Origin of the sequence: Bacillus sp. FSL H8-0547 (assembly GCA_038002745.1) — a bacterium.
In the GTDB taxonomy this organism is placed as follows: domain Bacteria; phylum Bacillota; class Bacilli; order Bacillales; family Bacillaceae; genus Bacillus_P.
Window position 1 is genome coordinate 1,707,899 of sequence record JBBODD010000001.1, and the last position, 24,177, is coordinate 1,732,075.

Genomic DNA, 24,177 nt, shown 5'->3' on the forward strand with positions numbered 1-24,177 from the left:
TCTCACCTCATACTGTCATAGTCTCTTCTTCGCTCAGCTCTTTCGCCCTAAGCAAGGCCTGCGCCTTCTTGAGCGATTCTTTATATTCGTGTTTAGGATTGGAATCGATGACGATTCCGGCTCCTGACTGGATGTAGGCATGTCCGTCCTTCGCAAGCAGCGTGCGGATGACAATGTTCATTTCCATATCTCCATTATACCCAATCCAACCGATTGATCCTGTATAAATGCCTCTTCTTGTCGGCTCAAGCTCCTCAATAATTTCCATCGTTCTGATTTTGGGAGCTCCGGTAATCGTCCCTCCCGGAAAAACACCTTTCAGGACATCCAGATAATCTTTTCCTTCTGCAAGCAGGCCGCGGACATTTGAAACGATGTGCATCACGTGTGAATATTTTTCGATGACCATAAACTCGTTTACTTCAACCGTACCGTATTTGCACACTCTTCCAAGGTCATTCCGTTCAAGATCAACAAGCATAACATGCTCAGCACGCTCTTTCTCATTTTCAATCAGCTCTGAAGCAAGCTTCTGATCTTCTTCTTCACTTTCCCCTCTTGACCTTGTTCCCGCAATCGGCCTCGTGCTTGCGTGTTCGCCGTCTATTTTAACCAACAGCTCAGGCGAGCCGCTCACAATCTGGAAATCATGCAGATCCAGATAAGCCATATACGGCGATGGATTCACTTCCCTCAGGGTTTCATACACTTTAAGCGGATGCACCTTAAGAGGTTCAGTCTGCCTGACAGACAGGTTCACCTGAAAAACATCACCGTTTGCAATGTATTCCTTAATTGTCTCAACAGCATCCATAAACGATTCTTTTGTAAACCGGTGCGGGGATGCAGAATTTCCGGTTCCGCCTGCAGGCTTATGAACAAATGCAGCTGTCTGTTTTTCAAACCAGCGCTTTTCCATTTCAGCTATTCTGTTTTGCGCCTTTTTTAGGTCAGCTTCAGATGAATAGTGGGTAATGAACCAGATTTCCTTTGTCTGATGATCATAAACGGCCAAATCATCAAAAAGCAGAAAATATAGATCCGGCGTTTCAAGATCGTCAATAGAACGGCTTTCAAGCTTCTCAAACGCTCTTACACAATCATAGCTGAAAAAACCGATCGCCCCGCCCTGAAAATCCGGAAGCTCATCATTCTTTACGGTATTAAACTGACTGAACCAGCTCCTGAATTCATCGAGAATATTTCCTGTCCGCTGCTCAGTTCCGTCCTTTGTCCGGATTGAAAGAACCGAATCTTTCCCTTTAATGACTGCAGCCGGGTGAAGGCCCGCGATGCTGTACCGGCCGCCCCTGCCGCTTTCAAGGATTGCGTGGCGCTCCTCGTTTCTGGAAAGATGCTGATATTGTCTGAAGAAATCAAGATTGTAAGCCGCCTTCTTTGCAAGCGGTTTTCTCTCAAGGTGCATGCTTAACCCTCTCCTTAAAAACTCATAAGTTCATTTTACATAAAACAGGGGAAGAATACATGTTGAAAATTTCTCCCATAAACAAAAAAAACAGCCCAAGGGCTGTTTCTTGATTAATCAAATTGATAAAGCGGCGTGCTTAAGTATCTTTCCCCGTTACTTGGGATAATGGCAAGAACCTTTTTGCCTTTACCAAGCTCTTTCGCTACTTGAAGCGCTGCTTTAATCGCTGCACCGGAAGAAATGCCTCCAAGAAGACCCTCTTCTCTAGCCGCTTTCCGCGCCACTTCAAAAGCTTCTTCATTTTTCACTTGAATGACACCGTCGTAAATATCTGTTTTTAGGATATCCGGAACAAATCCTGCTCCAATGCCCTGGATTTTATGAGGACCCGGTTTGCCTCCTGAAAGGACAGGTGAGTCAGCAGGCTCCACTGCATAGATTTTTATATCAGGATAAGCTTCTTTAAGAACCTCGCCGGCACCTGTAATGGTTCCGCCCGTTCCGATTCCAGCTATGAATGCATCAAGCTGGCCGCCCATCTGGCTGACAATCTCAGGACCTGTCGTACGGCGGTGGACCTCAGGATTTGCTTCATTTTTGAACTGCTGAGGCATGAAATAGCCATGCTCTTTTGCAAGTTCTTCCGCTTTTCTGATGGCTCCGCCCATGCCCTCAGGACCAGGAGTAAGAACAAGCTCGGCACCGTACGCCCGAAGGAGGTTCCGGCGCTCCATGCTCATTGTTTCAGGCATAACCAGGATTGCTTTAATCCCTTTTGCAGCTGCAACCATCGCAAGTCCGATGCCTGTATTTCCGCTTGTCGGTTCAATGATCGTATCGCCTTCTTTAAGAAGCCCTTTTTCTTCGGCAGCTTCGATCATCGCAAGCGCTATGCGGTCTTTTACGCTGCTTCCAGGGTTCATAAATTCAAGTTTCAGGTATACATCTGCACTGTTTTCATCTACAATGCGGTTTAATTTGACAATAGGTGTTTCCCCAACCAGTTCGTGTATAGAATTTGCTACACGCGTCAATCTGACCACCTCTATTTCCGAGTATTTTTATTGGCTTTAAAAAGAATGTACCAAACCTCAGTCTGAATTGTCAATCTTTTCTTACTTCTCGGATAGGGCAAAATGCTCAATTCTGTTTTATCATTGGGGTGTGTCGCTGCCGTAAAACCACGTTACTCCCGCTTCTTCCCATAGAGGCTTTACAGAAACGGCTGATTCCATCTGCTCAAGGGCAATCTGCCGTCTGATCTGGTTCTTAGCTTCTTCAAATGAGTACTGCACTCCGTTAACCTTCTCTTTCAGGAGGATGACAGAATAGCCGTTTTCACTTTTAATCGGCTCGCTCCACTTATCTTTTTTGAGCTTTTCAGCTTCTTCGATATATTGAGCCGGAAGATAATCGTTTTCTGATGAAACATAGCCAAGGTCTCCGCCCTCGTTGGCAGAAAACTCATCGATTGATTTTTCCGCAGCGAGCGCTTCAAAGCTCGAGCCGCCCTCAAGCTCTTCGATTACCTTTTTCGCTTCTGCCTCTGTCTTCGTCACAATGTGAAAAAGGTGATACGTATCCCTAATGGAATAGAGATCCTGATTGGACTCGTAATAGGCCTTTAATTCCTTCTCCGGAATTTCAGCATCTTTTGTCAGCAGCTCTTCAAGCAGCATGCTGTACCTGATCTGTTCGCGCAGCTCTCCGTCTTCTGAAAGCTGCTCGTTGTCGAGTGAATTGTACATGGATTTATACATCGTAAGCTCCCGTTCAAGCTCCTCATCAGGAATTTTGATGTCATGTTTTTCAGAAAGCTCCTCAACAACCGTAAAATTAATCATTTCTTCAAGTGTTTCCCTGCCGAAACGATCTTCAAGCTCTGCCATCCACTGCTCTCTTGTTATTTCCTTATCCCCGACAGATGCAATGGATTCTGAGCTTCCCTTTGAAGCAGGTCCAGTTGCAGCGATGCTGTCATCCTTTGTTAGAAAATATGCCAGAGTAAAACAGTTGATGATCACGAGTCCGAAGATAATCAGCCAGACCGCTTTTCTGTTCATCTCTCCATCTCCTGACCGCATGTTCAGCGCGCTTCGTCTTTCAGCTCTGTCAGTTCTTCTTTTGAAAAATGATACCGTTCATTACAGAAGTGGCATTCTGCTTCTGCTTTGCCGTCCTCTTCAATCATGCTTTGGATTTCATCCGCTCCAAGACTGATAATGGCATTTGAAATTCTCTCGCGTGAGCAAGGGCAGTGAAAAGCAACTGGGTGCTGATCAAGAATCTTCACATGATCTTTGCCGAGAATCTCAAACAGAATTTCTTCCGGCGAAAGCCCTTTTTGGATCAGTTTCGAGATTGGCTCTACACTTCCAAGCCGTTTTTCAATTTCCGCAATCGTTGATTCGTCCGTGCCGGGCATGAGCTGAATGATGAAGCCGCCTGCCGAGAGGATTGTGTTGTCAGGGTTAACAAGTACGCCTACCCCAACGGATGAGGGAACCTGCTCAGAGCTGACAAGATAATAGGTAAAGTCTTCGCCAAGTTCACCTGACACAAGTTCAACTGAACCTGTGAAATGTTCTTTCATGCCAAGATCCTTTACAACAGAAAGCGTTCCGGATGTCCCAACCGCTCTTGCTACATCAAGCTTTCCTTTTGCATTTAAATCAAAGTGTGTTTGAGGGTTTGTCACATAGCCGCGAACCTCGCCTTTTGCATTACTGTCAACGACAATCACGCCTATAGGCCCGCCTCCCTCCACTTTAATCGTCATTTTGCTGTCGCCTTTAAGCATTGAGCCCATCAGGACACCAGCCGTCATTGAACGGCCCAGGGCTGCAGATGCAGTCGGCCATGTCTGATGCCTTCTTTGCGCCTCTCCAACTGTGTCTGTCGTTTTAGCTGCGTATGCACGCACTTGTCCGTCATACGCAAGTGCCTTTACAAGATAATCCATGTTTTATCACCTTTCCAATTAAATGCTGTTTCGTTCAAAAATCAGCTGAAGTCCTTTGAGTGTGAGGAACGGATCAACGATGTCAATCACCTTCGACTCAGAAGCAATCAGCGTTGAAAGTCCTCCTGTTGCAATAACCTTAGGCTCTGCTTTAGACTGCTGTTTCATTCTCCCGACAATGCCTTCAACCTGTCCGACATACCCGTAAAGAATGCCCGCCTGCATAGCGCTGACCGTATTTTTGCCGATAATATCATCAGGTCGCGCAATTTCGATTCTTGGAAGCTTGGCTGCTCTCGAATAGAGAGCCTCAGTTGAGATATTGATTCCCGGAGCAATCGCACCGCCCATATATTGTTTTTCCTCGTTGATATAGCAGTAGGTTGTGGCTGTGCCGAAATCAACAATAATCAGAGGACCGCCGTATAAATGGATGCCTGCCACTGCATTCACAATTCGGTCTGCACCTACTTCACGGGGATTCTCATATTTAATGTTCAAGCCTGTCTTGATGCCAGGTCCGACAACGAGGGGCTTCTGTTTGAAATATTTCGTGCACATCCGCTCAAGCGAGAACATAATCGGCGGCACAACAGAGGAGATAATGATTCCTTTAATATCGGTCAGATGAATGCCTTCATGTTCAAAGAGGGATTTGATGAGCATGCCAAACTCATCTTCTGTTTTGTTGCGCGTCGTCTCAATGCGCCAGTGATGCTTCAGAGCATCCCCTTCAAAAACGCCTAAAACGGTATTTGTATTCCCTACATCCAGCACTAAAAACATATGTATCACCACTTTATCCAAATTCTTTTTCTCTGTATTCAATACTCTTTCATCATATCATGAAGCCGCCTTGAATTTATGCAAAATTTATGTGTGCAGCCCTGTCTTCCCTCACTCATTTTAGTCTTTTTAGGCAGCGGATTGCAAAAGGAAGAACCTGAAACGGCGTTAAAAAACCGCATGTTCAATGTGAACATGCGGTTTTGATGTATGATCAGTCTTCTTTACGGTCTTCGTGAATCTCAGATGTCTGCTCTTCATCCTTTTTTGGAAGGATGTTTACTTTTACATCTTCTTTCTTTTCATGTTCTGAAACCGGACGGTCAGGCAGGGTGCCATGATCCACCAGATGCTTGATCTGCTCTGCATCGAGAGTTTCGATTTCAAGCAGGGTTTGAGCAATCAGTTCAAGCTTATCGCGGTTTTCAGTAAGGATTTTCTTAGCGCGCTCGTAGCATTCTTTAATGATGCGCTGTACTTCCATGTCGATTTCATGGGCAATCGCATCACTGTAATTCTGCTCGCTGTTAAAGTCGCGGCCTAAGAATACCTGTCCCTGGGACTGTCCGAACTGAAGCGGTCCAAGCTTGTCACTCATACCGAACTCCGTTACCATGCGTCTTGCAATGCCAGTGGCACGCTGGAAGTCGTTCGTCGCACCTGTGCTCACTTCGCCGAAGACGATATCCTCAGCCACACGTCCGCCGAGCAATCCTGTAATTTTATCAAGCAGCTCAGGCTTCGTCATGAAATAACGGTCCTCTTTTGGAAGCATAACGGCATAGCCGCCAGCCTGACCGCGAGGCACGATTGTTACTTTATGAACCATATCGGCTTCATCAAGAACAACACCGATAATCGTATGTCCGCCTTCATGATAGGCAACAATATTGCGTTCTTTTTTGGAAATAACGCGGCTTTTCTTGGCTGGACCTGCAATTACGCGGTCTGTCGCCTCGTCTATATCCGTCATATCCACTTTCTTCTTGTTGCGGCGTGCTGCAACTAGCGCTGCTTCGTTCAGCAGGTTCTCAAGGTCTGCACCCGAGAAGCCAGGTGTACGGGCTGCAATGGACTTCAGGTTTACCGTATCATCTAAAGGCTTATTGCGGGCATGAACTTCAAGCACCGCTTCACGGCCTTTAAGATCCGGACGGTCGACTGTAATTTGACGGTCAAATCGTCCCGGACGCAGAAGTGCCGGGTCAAGAATATCCGGACGGTTCGTTGCAGCAATCATGATGATGCCTTCGTTTCCGCCGAATCCATCCATTTCAACGAGCAATTGGTTCAGCGTCTGCTCGCGCTCGTCATGGCCGCCGCCAAGACCGGCGCCGCGCTGGCGTCCAACAGCATCGATTTCATCGATAAAGATGATACAAGGAGCATTTTTCTTTGCATTTTCGAAAAGGTCGCGGACACGGGAAGCTCCCACCCCTACGAACATTTCAACAAAGTCAGATCCGCTTATAGAGAAAAACGGAACGCCGGCTTCACCTGCTGCAGCGCGGGCAAGCAGGGTTTTACCTGTACCCGGAGGTCCTACAAGCAGAACGCCTTTTGGAATACGGGCGCCAAGCTCGGCAAATTTGCGCGGGTCTTTAAGGAATTCAACAACCTCGACAAGCTCTTGTTTTTCCTCGTCAGCACCGGCAACATCTTTGAAACGCACTTTTTTCTTTTCTTCGCTGTAGAGCTTCGCTTTGCTCTTGCCGAAGTTCATTACACGGCTTCCGCCGCCCTGAGCCTGGTTGAGCAGGAAGAAGAAAAGAATAAAGATAATGACAAACGGTATGATGGATGTAAAGAATGTTACCCATCCGCTCGTTTCTTCTGCAGGAACAAATTTAACACTCGTTTTGCCCTGCGCTGCAGCATCAACACGGTCCAGAGCTTTGTCGCTCAGTACATGTGTTACAAACTGCTCTTCTTCTTTATAATCATCCAGCTGGCCCTTTACTTCATATACTCCGCGAAGCGGCTGTATCGTAATATTATCCACGTCACCAGCTTCAAGTTTGGAAATGAACGTACTGTAAGTTAATGGCTCAGTTTTTGTGTTGTTTCCCTGGAAAAAACTGACGACTCCAATAACCACTAAAAAGATTAATAAATAAAATATGGTATTACGGAAGATCCGATTCATTCCTTACCTCCTCCCACAGTAAACACAACTATTTTAAATAGTATCATAGAAAATCATTCCAATACAACTGATTGGCCGTTTTGGTACTTGACAAATGCTGCATTTACTTATTTTCGTAAATTTCAGGCTTCAGCACCCCGATATAAGGGAGATTGCGGTAGCGTTCGATGTAGTCAAGTCCATAACCTACAACAAATGCGTCCGGCACTTCAAAGCCCACATAATCAGCCTGAATATCTGCTTTGCGTCCTGTTGGTTTATCAAGAAGCGTCACGATGCTGATCGTTTTTGCCTTGCGGTAGCGGAAAAGCTCTACAAGGTAGCTCAGTGTAAGCCCGCTGTCGATGATATCTTCAATAATCAGGATGTCTCTGCCTTCTACTGAAGTGTCAAGGTCCTTCAGGATTTTCACTTCACCGGAAGATACTGTAGAAGTACCATAACTTGAAACATCCATAAAGTCCATTTCCAAGTATGTATCAATGTTCTTCAGCAGATCTGCCATGAACGGCATAGCGCCTTTCAGCACTCCGATAGCAAGAGGGAAACGGTCTTTATACTCTTCAGTAAGCTGAGCTCCCAGATCCTTTACCTTCCGGCTGATTTCTTCTTCTGTTATTAATACTTTTTCGATATCCTGCTTCATTACAAGTTGCCCCCTACAAAATCATTGCTCTTTATATTGCAAAACAACGTAGTCACCTGCGCCGCACCCGGCATCTTCAAATGAAGACTTTTTAAGGCCGGGAAGCCAAAGGATCTTGCCGCTGCCATCTTCTAAAACAGGCCAGCTGTTCCTTCTATGGACCGGTACTTTTGCATCAATAAATATATCTTTTACTTTTTTCGTACCGTTCATGCCCTTCAGTTTGATTTTATCGCCCTGCTTTCTTGTCCTTATAAGCAGAGGCTTGGTCAAAGACTCGGCCGGCATGACGAACACATCGTTTCCAGCTATCCATTCATCAGGTTTTCCGCTGATGATTTCACAAGTTAGGAGATGCCCGTCTGGAAGTACTGTGCTTGACGGGATCTGCACTGTCCTTGAAAATGACTGGTCCTTTATTTGTTCAAAAGTAAACAAACACGTTTGGTAGGATTTGATTACTTTAAGGCCGTCTGGAAAATCTAGTGAACCGGAAGGATGTGTATGCGAGAGTAAGGATTGTAGACTCTCAATATGTATAGAAGAAAGGGAAGATGGTTGGTCTTCATAAAGATAGTTTAATATTAGTTGAATACATCTTCTTTGTAAAGGCATAGGCAGGGTGTTGAACAAATCGATATCGAGTTCGGCTTCGTGCTTTTCTTTCCTTTTCAACACTGTATTCAACTTTTCTTTCGATAATTCCTGTAAGAACTCTTCATCTTCTTTGAAAGTCCTGCTGAAATACTGAAATCTCCCGTGCACTTTCGGGTTCTCTTCCTTCAGGAATGGAAGAACCTGTTTACGGAAGCGGTTGCGGGTGTAATCAAGCTTTTCGTTGCTCGGGTCAAACCTTGGAGCCAGATGGTTCAGGCTGCAGTATTCGAGGATTTCACTTTTATCAGCTGAAAGCAGAGGCCGGATAATGCTTCCGCCTGCAAACTCCCTGTGTTCCGGTATCCCGGCAAGCGCTGTTCCCGCGCTGCCCCTTGTCATTCTCATCAGAATCGTCTCGATCTGATCATCGCCATGATGGCCTAAAGCTATGAACGAAGCCTGATGCTTCTTCATGACTCTTTCGTAGAAGGAATAACGGCATTCTCTTGCCGCGCTCTGAATGCTCATCTCAGGGTTTTCTTCCGCATACTTCGAGACATCGATCTGCACAGCTTCGCACAGAACATGATGGTTCCGGCAAAACTCCTTTACAAATTCCATTTCAAGGGCGGATTCAGCTCCCCGGAACATGTGATCAACATGAGCCGCAGCAAGACTCAGGCCGAATTCGGATCTAAGCCGGATAAATAAATGAAGCAGGGCGAGTGAATCAGGACCTCCTGATACACCTATGACGACTGCTGTGTCTTTCACTTTATAGCGTGTAAGAAAACGTCTGAAACGTTCTAGCATGGCATTCCTCTTTTATAGCATAGTCTTTGCGTACCTTCATACTATCATGACAGCTTTCAGCCCTGCAAAAAAGAAGTCCCCCGTTCACATATTTACCATAAATTCGCGCTACATCAGATAGTGATAGACGTAAAACGAGTAGATAATGCAAAGTGCGGCAAGGATCATGACGGTTTCAACCCATCCTCCGGTCCTGCTTTTCTTTTTTGCTTTTACACGGACCGGCCCCTGACTTGCTGCATTGCCTGATGGCCCGGGTCTCACTGCTTTCGCCTGTTTGGATGTTCTGCTTTGCCGTCCATGCACCTGAGACGGTTTTGCCGCTTGAGCCTGTCCTGTCTGCACGCGGCTTTTCTGCTGCTTTTGCGGTGCTGAACCCTGCTCATAGAGAGACGTCAGAAAGTCCTTTTTCATATCAGCAGCATAGTGGTATTTTCCCAATAACGCTTTTTTCAAAACAGCTGAATGCTTTCTTAAATAAGGGTGGTCCTGAATGACTTCCATGAGCTGTCTGCCGCCCTCATCCTGCTTTTTAAACCGTTTTGGATGAACAGAGTTAATGACGATCATGGCAGCTGCAAACAAATCGTAGGATGGCTCAGCCCTGCGGGTGCCAAGACCCCAGTACCCTCTGTCAAAAAAGTCGGTGAATTCTTTGATTGACCTCCCATTCAGAGTTGTACCCCCAACGTCAATGAACCTCAGCTTTACCGGCCGTTCTGCCACCATCAGATTTTCAGGCTTCAAATCGCCGAATACCCATCCGGCCCTGTGCAGCTCCTCTAAATTCGACAGCAGCTGAACCGTCAGCACCCCTATCCATTCCAATCCCTGATTGCTGATGAAATCCAGGTATTGCTTTCCGCTGATATATTCCATCACATAAAACGGAACCTGCTCTCCCGTTCTTGGATGTATCCAGTCATCTACATCAACTAAAGCAGGCCCAAGGGAACTCCCCCGGACCTTTGAAAAGTGCTTAAGAACATTCACTTCGGACGTAATGGACATGCTGTTCCCGCTTACCTTCAAAGCGGCAAGTCCACTTCTCCCTTCTGCCAAGTAAACGATCCCTGTAGCACCCTGTCCAAGCGGCTTTACAATACGGTACTTGTTATGATGCCACTTTCCTTCAACGACAGTGCCGGGCAGAAGATTACATGTTTGATTCATTGAAGTATTGTTCATCATCTGAAAGCAGGCTCCTTAACGAACGCTTTTTCTTAAACGAATGGATGCCATCGCGAATGGCAGGTCCCGTAGGCGTGATGCCGCCTGTTGTCAGCTTTGGGAAAATAGAAGAGAGAGATTCAAGTTTCGGCGTCCAGTCAAGGACCGTTTCAACTTCTTCCTTTTTCCCAGGAAATACAGACACTGAAAATTGATTTTCTCCTATTCTCGAATTCAGGCTGATTGATAAATCAAGCAGAGATTCTTTAACGGTCGGAAGCTTAGGTTTCATGCTTCCGCTTGTATCAACAAGAATCAGGATCTCCATGCCGATTGTTTCTCCAAGCTCATCGACTACTTCCATGACCTCACCCCGTTTTTCCGGGGAGAGCTCCTCCATTGTCACTTTTTTGCCCAGAATCTGCTGCAGTTCGGAGTTCACAACACCCTGCAGAGTTTGAGTCATCGCCTGTCTTGTGACCATTTGAACCGTCTGTGACAGCTGCTCAGCATATACCACCTGGCTCACTCCGCCTCCGGACATGGCAATTCCTTCGATTTCATTGATCGCATCCTGGTCTACAATGTTTTCTTCCAGTATTCCAATGACGTTAACCGTAATCCCCTGTTCTTTTGCAAGAGCAGCCATCGCGACCGGATCTTCGCCATGATTGGAACACCCGTCAGTTATCAGCAGTATTTGTTTCAGTTTCCCTTTATTCATTGGTTCAGCCCCTCCAGATATCCTCTTATCACCAAGGAAATAATGTAGTATCATCCTCGCCAGTAATAAAGAGTTTTATACTCTGAAAGAAGGCTTTAAAGCGTTAAACCGCCCCTTGCTTTTTAATATGTTTCGCAGTCGGAATGGATGCCCATTTCGGTGTATTATGGTCGACTTTAGCAACGACAACGGTCATATCGTCTTCAATCTTCCCGCCCCGTGTCCTTATAACCTCCTCCATAATTAAATCTGCGACCTCCTGAGGATCCATTGTCTCAAGCTCTTTGATCTTCCGCTTCATCCAAAGATCGTGGTTCTCTACATGCTTCGGCCCTTCAAAGATGCCGTCGCTCATCATAATCAGCAGATCTCCCGCTTTCAGCTGCTCTCCCACGACTTCCACATCAAACTCATCGATGATGCCCATCGGAAGATTGCTTGCCTGTATTTTCATGATCTGGTCTCCGCGTTTAATAAAGCTTGGCGTAGAACCGATTTTAAGAAACTTGCATGTAGCATCCTGCAGATCGACAATCGCAAGGTCAAGCGTGGAAAAAATTTCATCTGTCGTTCTCAGGGACAGAATGGAATTTATCGTTTTAATCGCTACCTTTTCTTCAATTCCGGACTGAAGAATTTTCTGAAGCAGCTTAATGGTTTCATTGCTCTCAAAATGGGCTCTTACTCCGTTTCCCATACCGTCGCTGATTGCAATCGCATATTTGCCGAAACCAAGCTCAATAGTTGAGTAGCTGTCTCCCGAAACGAGACCTCCGCCTTTTGCCGCATGGGCAACACCCGAATCAACCCGATACGTTCTTGAAGACCCGAACGATACATGACAGTAGCCGTTCGGATAGCTTGAGCATTCCTCACGTTTCACAATAATGGATTCCTCAAGAATATCAGACAGCATCGGAGCTATGATTTTTTCGCACTCCCCGTGGCCATTGCAAAACGGGATGCTCATTTCAATATCGACATTTCCCTGTTCAAGACTGTATATATCAACGTGCCCTATCTCAATGCCAAAGCTCTGGAGCGCTTCGAGAATCTGCTCCTCCTGCACAAAATGATTCTCCCGTTCACGCTTGATTTCTTTTGAAAAATCCTCCATGACCTGAGACACACCAAGCAGCTGTTCCGCTACAAGCCGCCTGCTTTCCTGCACTTGCTGCTTCAGCTTTTCGTTCGCATCATAATAGTTGATTTCCTGCTCAATAGCCTCTTCCACCTTTTTCGGTTTTGAGCAGTACTTTTCAAACTCTTTTTTCAGCTTGCGGTTGCTGTGGTACGTATTTTCTTTGCTTTCATCCATAATAGCCTTCATAAACTCATAGGTTGTATCAAAATTCTGAACCCAGCACCTTTCTTTTTTAAAGCAGGTCTGGCACGTTTTTTCCGTAATCGTGCTTAAGAACAGGTCTGTTCCCCGCTGGTCTTCTGATTCTTCGCTTTTTTCATAGAAGGTGGCAAAGCTTTCAGAAAGAGCATAAAAAACCTGTGAGAACTGATCGACCCTGTGAGCGGTCACATCCCTGATTTTCCGCATGTACTGCTGCTGCTCCTGGGTGTGCTCGTTCGTACCAGGGATGTGCTTGGCCAGCTTATTGGTGATCGCCTTCGGGGTCAGCAAAAACAGACCAATGGCAATAACGGATTCTGTCAGGTTTTTCATCAGATCCGTTGAACCCTCTCCGTACAGGGTAATAAGCAGCGATCCAATCAGCAGTCCGATTGCCGCCCCAAACTTCTGCCCTTCTTTTAGCAGGCCTCCAAGAAGCCCCGAAAATGCAAGGAGGCTCATCTGATATAAATTCCCTACGTTTGCAAGACTCAAAATCAATCCCGTTACCACACCGACCGTACAGCCGATGCTTGAGCCCCCGATAAAGGCAAACAGCAGGACAATATAGCGTGAAAAGATGTGCTCAGCCTGAAGTTCCTGATAAGTGACACCGACAAACCCTGTCAGGACAGAGGCAAGAAGAATCATAATGCAGATGATTTCTTCTATTTTAAGTGACTGCTTGTACTTCTTTGCAGAAAGAAGAGGCAGACTCTGCAGGAAGATGAGCGAAAGGATGAAGGCAAGGCCGGATTCGACTCCTGCCATCATATAATCGTAGAGAGTAAGCGGGCCCTGGAGATAAAAGTACCCGACCCTCGTCACCATCATAGAAAGAAAGACAACAAACGGCAGTGCCTTCATCTTGTCTTTATAAAGAAAGGATGCCAGCTTTTTCATCACCAGGAAGACGAAGATTGAGGCGGTGACAAAGAGAGAGGTTTGCCAGGAGATGGTGGCTGCTCCTCCGATCAGAGCAAGCGAAGCAAAAAGCGCTTTATCTTTTTTCATCAGCAGAACGGCTCCGAAAAACGGCAATGCAAACGGAAGCACCTCTGTCAGGATTAAAGCCCGTCCAAGCAGAAAGCCAATCAGCACAAACAGCAGGCCTCTATGTAAAAAAAGAAGCTGCATTCTTGTCCCAAAACGGTTCAAAGAACGATTGAACCACTGATGCGTTCTTTCAAGGCTGACTTCTGTCATCGGCTCGATTACCCTTCTTTCTACCTTTTCCATATTTTCATTCCCCCGTTTTTTGATATTACGGCTATTATATAGAAGGCTCAAAAAAGAATTTGTCAAACGAGGGGCCGGTATACCAAGAAACGTTCGACTGTTTTTTTGAATAGCGACAAAATGCACGAAAAACAGGGTCATTTTACAGGAAAAGGGGGTAAACAGTCTGAGAAATGAGTCGCAACCGGGGGAAATTGCAGGAAACCAAAAGGAGACAGCATACAAAAAAACCCGGCTCTCAAATAAGAGAACCGGGGTTTGTATGATGACCCGTACGGGATTCGAACCCGTGTTACCGCCGTGAAAGGGCGGTGTCTTAACCGCTTGACCAACGGGCCAGTTAAAAATGGTAGCGGCGGAGGGAGTCGAACCCACGACCTCACGGGTATGAACCGTACGCTCTAGCCAGCTGAGCTACACCGCCATTTTTAAAAGCCATTTGTATTAGGCACAAGATATATAATACAAAGGATTGTCTCTTTCGTCAACAAAAAGTTTAAAAAAGTTTTCAGGAGCCATTTTTCCCATAAAAAAAGAAAGCACACGCGCATGTGCTCTCCTGACAATTAAGCATTTATATCAGATAGCAGCAAGTTAACCTCTTCTTGCTCCGCGACCGCCGCGTTTTGATTCCGTGTTGCGTTTTAGAGATGATAAGCGATCCTCGCTGTCTTTAAGGAATCTGCTCATTTTTTGCTCGAAATTCTCTTTAGGACGGAACTCATTTGTGTTTGATCTTCCTCTTGGACGATCTGGGCGGTTTGGACGGTCTGAGCGGTTCGGGCGGTCTGGACGTTCTGGGCGCTCAGGACGATCAATAGCTTTCTTGATGGATAAACCGATTTTTCCGTCTTTCTCTACGTTGATGACTTTTACAGTAACTTCGTCACCTACTTTTAAGTGATCGTTAATATCCTTCACGTAATTATCAGCGACTTCACTGATATGGACTAGTCCTGTAGTGCCGCCAGAAAGCTCTACGAACGCTCCGAAATTTGTAATGCCCGTTACCTTACCTTGCAGCTTGCTGCCAACTTCTATCGACATAAAAAAAATGCTCCTCCTTAATAAACATAAAAACTCATTATAGTTAATTATACATAATGTAAAAATCAAGTGTCAACAACACTACTCTTTACCTTTTTTTGGCAAAGAGAAGATAATTTCGTTCTCATCCGATAAAAAATAGTCGCGGCGTGCGATTTTTGCAATATAATCATCGTCGTTCAGCTTCACAATTTCCTCTTCGAGCACCTTTTCTTCTTTCTCAAGCTCAGCAAGCTTACTCTCAAGCTTCTTCTTTTCTTCTGCCTTTTCTTCAATGGCGCTTGATTGGGAAATCAGGGTCGAAAGAACAATAACTGAAGTCACCGCTGCAATTAATCCAAATAACGTCAGCCGTCTGATAAGGCCGCGTTTCCGCCGTTTCATGATCTGGTCTTTTCGCTCCTGCTGCTGCACGTACTGTGACTGAAGCTGGGTAATTTTCCGTTCTTTAGCGAGACTCATTCATTAGCCTCCTTACTTCTTCTTTTTCCATAAAATCCATAAGTTACCACACATATTCAAGATTTTCAAACGAAATCCTGCCGCTTTTTTGAAATAATTGTGAAAGAATTTCCGTATGCTTGCCGGAACAAGTTTAAGCATTCCTTTCAGTATCCAGATGACAGGAGCCATCAGCACTTTAAGCGTTCCGAATATCAGCCTGCAAAGCCATTTTACCAACTTCCATAAAAAGATGACAAGTCCGGTGACAATGGCAATGAGCAATTTTGTCAGCCCTGTGACAGGCTTGACCAACATGAAATCTCCGATTCTTAAAGCTGTCCTGTACAGTCCGACAGCAAACCTTATCATCCATTCCAAAACAGCCAGATACATTTTTTTCAAAAGACTCTGATAGGCAGCATATCCGCACAGCAGGGCAAGGAGAATGTATACCCTGAACTCGCCTTCATTAACCTGGAGAAGAACGTAAAATAAAAGAAGTCCCTGAAACAGCCAGAAAAAGATGTCATTTATAAACACAATCCATTTTGCTCTTTTTGACCGCATGAGGAAACGGCTGTATGTATCAAGGGAAACTCCGATAAAACAGCCGGATCCGACCATGCTGAGCATGGTCAGGAATTGAACGGACAGCGTCATTTAAACAACTTGCTAAAGAGTCCTTTAGCTTTCTCCGTCTGTTGGTCATCCAGGTAGACAAGGTCAAAAACTCTCCCTTTGATGGAGACAATGCCTTTGTCGACATCCAGGTTTTTCATTTGCAGATTTTCCCCGCGAATGGCAAGTGCGCCCATGACCGTCTCAAGAAGAAACTCTTCATTGTCAAAACTTTCTACATGGGTTACGCCTGTGATGTCCAGCAGCTTGCGGCCCCTCATAATCACGTCATGCTCCTGGATGGTTCCTTTAGACTGTGATCCATTATCATAATATTGATTCATAGCCAGCCCCCGCATTCTTCTTAGAAATATTCTTATCTATTTCTATGAGAAAGGGGGGCAAAATAGAACAAGCCCTTACTGACTATTCTTCGCTTAGCTTTTCTTCTTTTATGATTGTGAACATGCCGGCTGCATCTTCTTTCTTAGAAGAATCCTGCAGTTTTTCGACCTTGGCCGTAATGCGTTTTTGTCCGAAGCGGATTGCGAGCTCGTCCCCTTCTTTCACAGTTGAACTGGCTTTTGCAACCGTTCCGTTCACAGTAATCCTGCCCTGGTCGGATACTTCCTTTGCAAGCGTCCGGCGTTTAATCAATCTTGATACTTTTAAAAATTTGTCGAGTCTCATGATTTAAGCACTCCCTTTTTACAGGCCCTTTTGTTTCGCTTCATTCCAGTAAGAGTCCATTTCTTCTAAAGACATGTCCTCAAGCGGTTTGTTCAGCTCTTCAGCCCGCTTTTCAATATATTCGAATCGTCTTGTGAATTTATGGTTAGTAGACGTCAGCGCTGTTTCTGGCTCTACGTCATAAAATCTTCCGATATTCACGAGCGCAAACAGGATGTCCCCGAATTCTTCAAGCACTTTTTTGGAATCTGATTCCTTTGACTCGTGTTTGAATTCCTGTATTTCCTCCTGCACCTTGTCCCATGCAGGGTTCACATCATCCCAGTCAAAGCCTGCCTTAGCCGCTTTTTTCTGAAGATGAAAAGCCTTTGACAGGGCAGGCAGTGAAGCTGCTACAGATTTTAGGAACGGCTCCTTCTGCTGTGAGCCTTTTTCCGCGCGCTTAATCTCCTGCCAGTTGGCAAGGACTTCTCCCTCATCACGGACCTCTGCCGTCCCAAAGACGTGAGGGTGTCTCCGGATCATTTTATCCGTCAGCGTCCGAATCACATCATCTATGGAAAACATGCCTTCATCAGATCCGATTTGGGCATGCAGCATGACCTGAAGCAGTACATCCCCGAGCTCTTCAACCATGTGGTCGTCGTCCTCTTCGTCGATCGCTTCGATCAGCTCATAGCATTCTTCAATTAAGTACCTCTTAAGAGAGCTGTGTGTCTGCTTTTTGTCCCATGGACAGCCGTTTGGCCCACGAAGCTCGGCAATGACTGAACGCAAAGTCTGGAATTGATGATTCAGCTGCTCTTCTTCTTTTATCGGAGGAACATAGACACTTGTTAAATTATCCACCGCCGCGGCTCTGTCCAGTTCATACAATGGGACTTTAACAATCTTTTCGTCCCGTCCTCCGGCTGCTGTGACGATCATCACTTCATACTCATCAGGCAGATCTTCCATCAGCGTCAGCTTTACTTCAGAAGCAACCATTTGATCATAGACCTGGCAGATAATCAGGTGCTGCCTGTAGTTCAGCTGCTCTCTTTTCATCGTCAGGCCGTCCACCATCTGAAAGCCGTCAATCGGATCGATTCCGAGTGCTGTAAATGTCGGATCCAGGAAGCTTTGTCCTCCTGCAATCTCAACCTCATAGCCCCTTTTTCTTCCGTTTTGCAGAAGATACTGAACGGTTTGCTCTGCAACAAGGGGATGTCCGGGAACAGCATAAACAATGTCCCTGTCATTTGCTTCTTTATAGAGCTCTTCTTCAATTTTTTTATATACATCACCGAACTGGCTGTTTTCTTCATAGACAGAATCAAAGGACACATAGCCCGGAAGCTCTGCCCCAAGCTCTGCAACAACAGGATGCTCCTTTGTTCTTAAGTACAGCGCAGATGCTGAAGTGAGTCTGCGGTATACCCCAAGCGGCATATGGCTTGCGTCAGAGCCGCCAAGTCCAACAACCGTAATCTTCCTGGCCATATATTCATACCCCTTTTCCTTTATTTTAAAAACGTTCCGAGCTTCTTTCCGCCCGGAAAAGCTTCAAGTTCTTTTTGTGTAAATATAGATAATTTCAGGATGGCAATCAAGTAGATCATTCCCCCGAAGAGTGCTCCGCAAAGAGCCCCTGCTGATGCGGCCAAACGGTTTCCCGACATCCAGCTTTCTGAAAAAAGAGCCGAATAGGCAAAGAGAGCTCCCATCATAATAAGCGCTGCAGCCGCAATCTTACCTGTATTCACCCTTCCGGCAAGCCTGTACCCTTTTGACTTCAGATAGCCGGCATTCAGTCCCGCGATCACACCATAAGCTATAACAGTGGCAGCCGCTGCACCTGCCGTACCAAATTCCGGAACGAGCAGCTCATTCAAAGCGAGTTTCGCTGCGGTTCCAATTAGGACAGCAAATGCAGGAAAAACAGTATAATTCAAACCCTGTAGTATAGCGGTGAGCGTCAGAGAGTAGGAAGTAAAGATGACAGACAGGCTCAAAACAGCAAGAACCTCTGTCCCCGAATCCTTTTTGAAAAGCATAATATTCAGCGGTTCCATTATCATGATCAGACCGGCTGATGCTCCTGCTCCGACTACGGTACAAATTTTTAATGAAGCTGTGATCCTCTCAAAGATAACTGCCTGATTTCCGTTCCGCTTAGCAAAAGCAATCAAAGGGACGAGCGACAGCGAAAAGGAAGTAGCAACCACGGTTCCCAGCTGAATCAAAGGCTGGCCCCGATCGTAGATCCCTTTCATCCTCTTGGCATCAGACATCTCAAAGCCGTTTTTTAATAGCTCCGAATACAGCTGCATAGCATCAATCAGCTGAATAAAAATAATCATCAGGCTTGTAATCGAAATGGTAAGGGAGTGCTTAACCAAATAAGAGAGAATGCTTGCAGTCCTTATTGAAGAGTCATTTTTCCCAAAAAAGGATACTCCCCTTTTGTCTTTTGACAAAAAAAAGGCCAGCAGAATGAAAGCAGCAAACCCTCCTGTAAGGGAACCGAAAAGGGCTCCTTGTCCTGCTTCGTACAATGAGTACCCGTTATTAATGAGCAAATAGGAAAAGATGAGAATCGTCAAAACTCTGATTCCCTGCTCCGCCACCTGGGATACGGCAGTCGGCAGCATGTTTTCCTCTCCCTGAAAATAGCCCCTTAAAATAGATACAAACGGAACAAGCAAAAAAGAAAAAGAGATTACTCTGATTAACGGCGCAAGCTCAAGGTCCCCCATGAACGAAGCGAGCTGATCGGAGCCTATGTATAAGGTCAGATAAAAGATAAGTCCCGCTGCAAATAAAAACAGAAAAGACACTCTTAAAATTTTCGAGTTTGACGACGCATTTCCTTTTTCTCCGAACTCAATCATCATCTTCGAAATAATGACCGGGAATCCCGTCGTAGCGAGCATGATGGCTATACCGTAAAACGGATAGACCTGCTGGTAAATATAAAAGCCGATGTCACCGACTATATTTTGATAAGGCACACGGTATGCCGCACTCATGACTTTAATGAGCAGAGCGGCAATGGTTAAAACCGCTGTCCCCTGCAAAAAAAGATGTTTTGATGGCCCGGAACGGACGTCCATCGTCCAATTCTCCTTCCATAGTAAGCTAACCGAGCCTATTATATCATAAGAAACTCCCTTCAAATCTTACTCAGCGGCCCTTTTTGTCTATTTTTCCCTCTTTTAGGCATAAGAAAAGGCAGCAAAAGCTGCTGCCTGATTAAAACGGTATAAATAAAGACTATTGTTCCATCTGACGGGCTAAAAAGCCTGCAGCTGTTTCTACTGCTTTATGTTCAACTTCCCCAACAGACTGATCCTTCGAAAAAATGACTACTGCTCCGATTGGATCTCCATTTGCAACGATCGGTCCGACTGTGAACGATTTAAGTTCTTCTGCATTGCCGTCAATCAGCTCGACGCTGCCGCCCTCAGTATTCAGCAAAGAGCTGCGGTCTTCCATTGCTTTTTCAACCTGCTCGCTGATGTTTTTGTTCATGTATTCCTTTTTTGAACCGCCTGATACTGCTATGTAGGTATCACGGTCACAAATCAGGACTGGATGTCCAAGGCTGTCATACAGAGCGTCGGCATATTCCTTTGCAAAATCACTCAGTTCACTGATCGGGGAGTATTTCTTTAAGATAACTTCACCGTCGCGGTCGACAAAGATTTCAAGCGGATCTCCCTCACGGATGCGCAGAGTTCTGCGGATTTCCTTTGGAATCACCACGCGGCCTAAATCATCAATACGTCGTACTATACCAGTTGCTTTCATCTAATGCTGCCTCACTTTCACTTGATGATTGAGTAGTTGATGATTGCTTGCTCGCAGGAACTCTTTGCAACAACCACCATTTCTTACGGATAGTATCCTTCAGCCATACACGCAATATACACAACATCAGTGAAATTTTCTTGATTAGGCAGTATTTTCTTCAACAGCTTAGACAGTCCGGGGCAGATCTAAACCCCTTTTGCAGAAATCTCTTCTTTTTTTGCCGATCCAAGACCGTTCAGCAGTCCTTCAGCGATTTTGAGCCATTTATCCGGTTTAACTCCCTTGATTTGAATCGTCATCTTCAGGCGTTTCCCGTCCATGCCAAGGCCGACCGCGCGTCCATATTGATTGCTCAGATCAAACAGCTTCTGGCCGTCTACTTGCGCGCTTGTCTCTTCGCTGACATAGATGGACACCGTGTCCTTCTCCTGCTTGATCATCTCCACTTTTTCCTGAACGGCAAACACTTTAAGCTTGGCAATCTGCATAAGGTCGTTTACTTCCTGAGGATAATCTCCGAAGCGGTCAATGATTTCCTCCTGCAGCTCTTCTAGGTCGGCGAGAGAAGAGATTGCTCTAAAGCGCTTGTAGATGTCGATTTTCTGTCTGCCGTCTGAAATGTATGTCTCAGGAAGGTACGCATCGACTTCAAGATCAATTTCAACCTGGAACGGTTTTTCTTTCGGCCCTTCCACGCGCCGCTCTTCAATTGCTTCTTTCAGCATTTGAGAGTACAGGTCAAATCCCACGGAATCAATAAATCCATGCTGCTGGGCACCAAGCAGATTTCCCGCTCCGCGGATGGAGAGGTCCCGCATAGCAATTTTAAAGCCTGAACCAAGCTCCGTAAATTCTTTGATCGCCTGCAGACGTTTCTCTGCCACCTCAGTCAGAACTTTATCTTTCCGGTAAGTGAAATATGCATAGGCAATTCTGCTTGAACGTCCAACCCGGCCTCTAAGCTGATAGAGCTGAGAGAGGCCCATCTTGTCTGCATCATGGACAATCAGCGTATTTACATTTGGAATATCAACGCCGGTTTCAATAATCGTCGTGCTGACAAGCACATCAAATTGTCCGTCAAGGAAATTAAGCATGGTTGACTCAAGTTCATTTTCTGTCATTTTTCCGTGTGCATAGGTCACCCTTGCGTCAGGGACAAGCATGGAAATCTCATCTGCTTTACGGTCAATATCATCCACTCTGTTATAGAGGAAATAGACCTGTCCTCCGCGTGCAAGTTCCCGCTCGATGGCTTCTCGGACAAAACCGCCGTTGTATTCAACGACATAAGTCTGAACCGGAAACCTGTTTTCAGGCGGCGTTTCAATTACAGACAAATCGCGCACTCCGAGCATGGACATGTGAAGCGTTCGCGGAATCGGTGTAGCCGTAAGCGTGAGCACGTCAATGTTTGCTTTCATCTGCTTGATTTTTTCTTTATGCGTAACGCCAAAACGCTGTTCCTCGTCAATGATGAGAAGCCCCAGCTCTTTATACTGTACGTCTTTTGAGAGAAGGCGGTGGGTCCCGATCACCATATCCACCGTTCCATTTTTAAGACCTTTTACAGTCTCATTCATCTCTTTTCTCGTTTTGAATCTGCTTAACAGACCGATATTAATCGGATAGTCCTGAAAACGCTCACGGACGGTTTCATAGTGCTGTTGGGCAAGAATGGTCGTAGGTACAAGCAGGGCGACCTGTTTGCCGTCAGCAACCGCTTTAAAGGCAGCCCTGATGGCAACCTCTGTCTTTCCGTAGCCCACGTCTCCGCACAACAGCCGGTCCATCGGCCGTTCCCGTTCCATATCATGTTTAATTTCATGAATCGAGCGAAGCTGATCTTCTGTTTCCTGATAAGGGAAAGCGGCTTCAAACTCGCGCTGCATTTCGCTGTCAGGCGAAAATCCATACCCGACGCTTGCCTCGCGCTCAGCATAGAGCTTAATCAAATCATCTGCTATATCCTGTACAGACGATTCAACCTTCCGTTTTACTCGCTTCCAGTCACTTCCGCCAAGCTTATAAATCTTAGGCTCTTTGCCTTCAGATCCAACATATTTCTGGATAAGGTCAATTTGCTCAACAGGAACATAAAGCTTGTCGCTTCCCTGATAGCGGATGTGAAGATAATCCTTGTGAACACCGTTAATGACAAGCGTTTCAATTCCGAGGTACTTCCCGATCCCGTGATTGACATGCACAACGTGGTCGCCGACCTGAAGTTCAGAGTAGCTTTTAATTCGTTCAGCATTTGAGATTTTCTGGCTTCTCGGCTGCTTTTTAACCCTCTTCTTAAAGAGCTCCTCCTCCGTTACGACTGCAAGTTTCTGCATCGGAAGCTCAAAGCCCGTCTGAAGGTCACCCTCCATCATGTACAGATTCCCAAGCTTTGGTGTCTCATTTTTCTTTAAAAAGGCAGCATTGATTTCGTAGTCACTTAAAACAGCTTCAAGCTTTTTGACCCGCTCTTCTGTAGCGCCAAGGAAAACGACGGAAAAATTCGCTTTCTTCCAGCGTTCAATCTCACTTTTCAGCACATTCATCTGCCCGTGGAAATTCTGCATCTGCTTGCACGAGACATTCAGTATGTTTTGCGGGCTTGTATGCGGGACGTGGCGCACAAACAGCGAGAGATAGACAAGGGGATGCTTCGTTTTTGTCAGCACATCTGAATAATCGTGCGACAGCTTTATATTGTTCACGATCTTCCCGTGCTCAAGCAGGCTTGTATACCAGTCTGCCTCATCTTTTTCAAGACTCTCATACATTTCCTGTATCCGGCTGATCTCATCCATTACAACAATGGTCTGTTCCGGAAAATAATCTAGTAAACTAGCAGGCTGCTCATAGAAGAAGGTGAGATATTTCACCATTTCCTGATTAAACTGGCCGTTTCTGAGCTGTTCAAGCTCATACCCGATATTTTCTGCAAGGATTTCTTTTTGCTTATCGTCTTTAAGTCGTTTTAGGCTGTATGCAAGCGCCTGTTCCAGTTTTTCAATGCATATCTTGATTCGCTCCCCGTCAACAACGAGCTCTTCTGCAGGTCCTATGTGGATCTCTTTCAATTTTTCAATCGAACGCTGATCTTCACTGTTAAAGGTGCGGATTGAATCAATTTCTGTATCAAACAGCTCGATGCGGACAGGATATTCTTCTGTCAGCGGATAAATGTCGATAATCCCTCCGCGCAGACTGAACTCGCCCGGTGCAGAAACCATGCCGGCCCTTGCGTAGCCCATTGTCACCAATGAGGCGAGAATTTCATCCAGGTCAAGATCCTGACCGAGCTTTAGATGAAACTGATTCCTTGTCCATTCTTCTTTTGGCGGCAAAAATCGTCTCAGCGCCGCAATCGGCGCAACAACCACTCTCTTTTTGTCCTGAGAAAGCTGGTTTAAAACATCCATCCGCTGTGCTTTAAGCTCAGGGCTTGCTATCGCAAGCTCAGATGCAATGAGTTCATTGACCGGGTAGAGAAGCACCTGATCTCCGGCCAGGTTCGTCAGGTCCTCATAAATTTTCTGAGCCTGAAAAAGGTTATGGGTAATCACAAGGAGCGGTTTGTCTGCATGCTTAAAGAGTGAAGAAGTGAACAAAGAGCGTGCAGAACCCGACAGTCCGGCAACAAGCTGCTCTTTTAACCCTCCCTGTATCCCCTGTAAGATGGTTTGAAAATCATCGTTTTCATAAAAGTAATGCTGCAAACTTTGCAAAGGT

20 protein-coding genes and 2 tRNA genes are annotated in these 24,177 nt (G+C 45.7%); all 22 read right to left on the bottom strand.

Annotation, left to right across the window (positions count from 1 at the left end; all coding sequences use genetic code 11):
* Positions 1-7 precede the first annotated feature (7 nt).
* The 22 genes from trpE to mfd all read right to left on the bottom strand — a co-directional run bounded on the left by trpE (position 8) and on the right by mfd (position 24,173).
* A complete protein-coding gene (gene trpE, locus MHB63_08490) occupies positions 8-1,426 on the bottom strand; it encodes an anthranilate synthase component I (GenBank protein ID MEK3806575.1) in 1,419 nt (472 codons plus the stop codon).
* 113 nt (positions 1,427-1,539) lie between these two features.
* Complete coding sequence (cysK, locus tag MHB63_08495) at positions 1,540-2,463, bottom strand: cysteine synthase A (protein MEK3806576.1); 924 nt, start codon at positions 2,461-2,463, stop codon at positions 1,540-1,542.
* A 120-nt stretch (positions 2,464-2,583) separates the two neighbouring features.
* Entirely contained in the window at positions 2,584-3,492 is a 909-nt protein-coding gene (locus tag MHB63_08500; protein MEK3806577.1) for a peptidyl-prolyl cis-trans isomerase, read from the bottom strand.
* A 23-nt stretch (positions 3,493-3,515) separates the two neighbouring features.
* Entirely contained in the window at positions 3,516-4,391 is an 876-nt protein-coding gene (gene hslO, locus MHB63_08505) for an Hsp33 family molecular chaperone HslO (GenBank protein ID MEK3806578.1), read from the bottom strand.
* 18 nt (positions 4,392-4,409) lie between these two features.
* Positions 4,410-5,177 carry a type III pantothenate kinase gene (locus tag MHB63_08510; protein ID MEK3806579.1) on the bottom strand — a complete coding sequence of 256 codons (768 nt, stop codon included), beginning with the start codon at positions 5,175-5,177 and terminating at the stop codon, positions 4,410-4,412.
* A gap of 214 nt (positions 5,178-5,391) precedes the next feature.
* Entirely contained in the window at positions 5,392-7,323 is a 1,932-nt protein-coding gene (gene ftsH / locus MHB63_08515; protein MEK3806580.1) for an ATP-dependent zinc metalloprotease FtsH, read from the bottom strand.
* A gap of 103 nt (positions 7,324-7,426) precedes the next feature.
* Positions 7,427-7,969: a hypoxanthine phosphoribosyltransferase gene (gene hpt, locus MHB63_08520; protein MEK3806581.1), complete on the bottom strand. Its 543-nt coding sequence runs from the start codon at positions 7,967-7,969 to the stop codon at positions 7,427-7,429.
* 21 nt (positions 7,970-7,990) lie between these two features.
* Positions 7,991-9,379, bottom strand: a complete 1,389-nt coding sequence (gene tilS, locus MHB63_08525) for a tRNA lysidine(34) synthetase TilS (protein MEK3806582.1) — start codon at positions 9,377-9,379, stop codon at positions 7,991-7,993.
* 108 nt (positions 9,380-9,487) lie between these two features.
* The gene (locus MHB63_08530) at positions 9,488-10,570 is read right to left on the bottom strand and encodes a serine/threonine-protein kinase (protein ID MEK3806583.1); all 1,083 of its coding nucleotides are present in this window, start codon (positions 10,568-10,570) and stop codon (positions 9,488-9,490) included.
* Entirely contained in the window at positions 10,536-11,273 is a 738-nt protein-coding gene (locus MHB63_08535; GenBank protein ID MEK3806584.1) for a VWA domain-containing protein, read from the bottom strand. The genes MHB63_08530 and MHB63_08535 overlap by 35 nt, the downstream gene beginning before the upstream one ends.
* 103 nt (positions 11,274-11,376) lie before the next feature.
* Positions 11,377-13,857, bottom strand: coding sequence for a stage II sporulation protein E (gene spoIIE, locus MHB63_08540; protein ID MEK3806585.1), 2,481 nt, complete (start codon positions 13,855-13,857; stop codon positions 11,377-11,379).
* Positions 13,858-14,123: 266 nt separating this feature from the next.
* A tRNA-Glu gene (locus MHB63_08545) sits at positions 14,124-14,195 on the bottom strand.
* Positions 14,196-14,204: 9 nt separating this feature from the next.
* Positions 14,205-14,281 (bottom strand) — tRNA-Met (locus tag MHB63_08550).
* A 170-nt stretch (positions 14,282-14,451) separates the two neighbouring features.
* A complete protein-coding gene (locus tag MHB63_08555; GenBank protein MEK3806586.1) occupies positions 14,452-14,904 on the bottom strand; it encodes a S1 domain-containing RNA-binding protein in 453 nt (150 codons plus the stop codon).
* An 81-nt stretch (positions 14,905-14,985) separates the two neighbouring features.
* Positions 14,986-15,366 (bottom strand): septum formation initiator family protein, encoded by a 381-nt coding sequence (locus MHB63_08560; GenBank protein ID MEK3806587.1) that lies wholly within the window; start codon positions 15,364-15,366, stop codon positions 14,986-14,988.
* A gap of 12 nt (positions 15,367-15,378) precedes the next feature.
* Positions 15,379-16,008 carry a spore cortex biosynthesis protein YabQ gene (yabQ, locus tag MHB63_08565; GenBank protein ID MEK3806588.1) on the bottom strand — a complete coding sequence of 210 codons (630 nt, stop codon included), beginning with the start codon at positions 16,006-16,008 and terminating at the stop codon, positions 15,379-15,381.
* On the bottom strand, positions 16,005-16,310 hold the full coding sequence (gene yabP / locus MHB63_08570; GenBank protein MEK3806589.1) for a sporulation protein YabP: 306 nt from the start codon (positions 16,308-16,310) through the stop codon (positions 16,005-16,007). Before yabP ends, yabQ begins: the two co-directional genes overlap by 4 nt.
* 82 nt (positions 16,311-16,392) lie before the next feature.
* Positions 16,393-16,656 (bottom strand): RNA-binding S4 domain-containing protein, encoded by a 264-nt coding sequence (locus MHB63_08575; protein ID MEK3806590.1) that lies wholly within the window; start codon positions 16,654-16,656, stop codon positions 16,393-16,395.
* A gap of 18 nt (positions 16,657-16,674) precedes the next feature.
* Positions 16,675-18,138 (bottom strand): nucleoside triphosphate pyrophosphohydrolase, encoded by a 1,464-nt coding sequence (gene mazG / locus MHB63_08580; protein MEK3806591.1) that lies wholly within the window; start codon positions 18,136-18,138, stop codon positions 16,675-16,677.
* Between the two features lie 20 nt (positions 18,139-18,158).
* Positions 18,159-19,751: a polysaccharide biosynthesis protein gene (locus tag MHB63_08585; protein MEK3806592.1), complete on the bottom strand. Its 1,593-nt coding sequence runs from the start codon at positions 19,749-19,751 to the stop codon at positions 18,159-18,161.
* A gap of 160 nt (positions 19,752-19,911) precedes the next feature.
* Complete coding sequence (gene spoVT / locus MHB63_08590; GenBank protein MEK3806593.1) at positions 19,912-20,448, bottom strand: stage V sporulation protein T; 537 nt, start codon at positions 20,446-20,448, stop codon at positions 19,912-19,914.
* Between the two features lie 188 nt (positions 20,449-20,636).
* Positions 20,637-24,173, bottom strand: a complete 3,537-nt coding sequence (gene mfd, locus MHB63_08595; protein MEK3806594.1) for a transcription-repair coupling factor — start codon at positions 24,171-24,173, stop codon at positions 20,637-20,639.
* Positions 24,174-24,177 lie beyond the last annotated feature (4 nt).

Excerpts from the sequence above, each read along its gene's own strand:
- mazG (MEK3806591.1), bottom strand. The coding sequence starts at position 18,138 with ATGGCCAGGAAGATTACGGTTGTTGGACTTGGCGGCTCTGACGCAAGC.
- yabP (MEK3806589.1), bottom strand. The coding sequence starts at position 16,310 with ATGAATCAATATTATGATAATGGATCACAGTCTAAAGGAACCATCCAG.
- tilS (MEK3806582.1), bottom strand. The coding sequence starts at position 9,379 with ATGCTAGAACGTTTCAGACGTTTTCTTACACGCTATAAAGTGAAAGAC.
- MHB63_08575 (MEK3806590.1), bottom strand. The coding sequence starts at position 16,656 with ATGAGACTCGACAAATTTTTAAAAGTATCAAGATTGATTAAACGCCGG.
- spoVT (MEK3806593.1), bottom strand. The coding sequence starts at position 20,448 with ATGAAAGCAACTGGTATAGTACGACGTATTGATGATTTAGGCCGCGTG.
- MHB63_08500 (MEK3806577.1), bottom strand. The coding sequence starts at position 3,492 with ATGAACAGAAAAGCGGTCTGGCTGATTATCTTCGGACTCGTGATCATC.
- MHB63_08585 (MEK3806592.1), bottom strand. The coding sequence starts at position 19,751 with ATGGACGTCCGTTCCGGGCCATCAAAACATCTTTTTTTGCAGGGGACA.
- hslO (MEK3806578.1), bottom strand. The coding sequence starts at position 4,391 with ATGGATTATCTTGTAAAGGCACTTGCGTATGACGGACAAGTGCGTGCA.
- trpE (MEK3806575.1), bottom strand. The coding sequence starts at position 1,426 with ATGCACCTTGAGAGAAAACCGCTTGCAAAGAAGGCGGCTTACAATCTT.
- spoIIE (MEK3806585.1), bottom strand. The coding sequence starts at position 13,857 with ATGGAAAAGGTAGAAAGAAGGGTAATCGAGCCGATGACAGAAGTCAGC.
- yabQ (MEK3806588.1), bottom strand. The coding sequence starts at position 16,008 with ATGACGCTGTCCGTTCAATTCCTGACCATGCTCAGCATGGTCGGATCC.
- ftsH (MEK3806580.1), bottom strand. The coding sequence starts at position 7,323 with ATGAATCGGATCTTCCGTAATACCATATTTTATTTATTAATCTTTTTA.
- MHB63_08530 (MEK3806583.1), bottom strand. The coding sequence starts at position 10,570 with ATGATGAACAATACTTCAATGAATCAAACATGTAATCTTCTGCCCGGC.
- MHB63_08510 (MEK3806579.1), bottom strand. The coding sequence starts at position 5,177 with ATGTTTTTAGTGCTGGATGTAGGGAATACAAATACCGTTTTAGGCGTT.
- MHB63_08555 (MEK3806586.1), bottom strand. The coding sequence starts at position 14,904 with ATGTCGATAGAAGTTGGCAGCAAGCTGCAAGGTAAGGTAACGGGCATT.
- MHB63_08560 (MEK3806587.1), bottom strand. The coding sequence starts at position 15,366 with ATGAGTCTCGCTAAAGAACGGAAAATTACCCAGCTTCAGTCACAGTAC.
- hpt (MEK3806581.1), bottom strand. The coding sequence starts at position 7,969 with ATGAAGCAGGATATCGAAAAAGTATTAATAACAGAAGAAGAAATCAGC.
- MHB63_08535 (MEK3806584.1), bottom strand. The coding sequence starts at position 11,273 with ATGAATAAAGGGAAACTGAAACAAATACTGCTGATAACTGACGGGTGT.